We start from the raw sequence: 253 nt of genomic DNA, 5'->3' as shown, positions 1-253 counted from the left end.
ATAATATCTTCCGTTAATGCGATATTATCCCACGCAGTATCGGCGACAATGTCATAAGACGCTGACCCATTTTTGTCTAAAGTGACTTGAACTGTGCTGGTGCTTTTAACGGGATCTATGGCGATACAGTCGCGATTAACGCCGCGATCGTCAATAAAACTCAGTAACTCGCGACCTAATAAATCATCGCCAACGGCACTGATCATCGAACCTTTAATGCCCAAGGCATTAAGTCTGACGCACACATTTAAAG

General features: G+C 43.9%; 1 protein-coding gene. It reads right to left on the bottom strand.

Annotation, left to right across the window (positions count from 1 at the left end):
- Positions 1 to 253: PfkB family carbohydrate kinase (locus AAEZ00_RS21755; protein ID WP_351090076.1), on the bottom strand; the 253-nt coding region annotated here is incomplete at both ends.

The organism is Shewanella sp. S1-49-MNA-CIBAN-0167, assembly GCF_040310145.1.
Classification (GTDB): domain Bacteria; phylum Pseudomonadota; class Gammaproteobacteria; order Enterobacterales; family Shewanellaceae; genus Shewanella; species Shewanella psychromarinicola.
The sequence above is the reverse complement of the archived record's forward strand: the minus strand, read 5'-3'. Positions and strand labels throughout refer to the sequence as shown.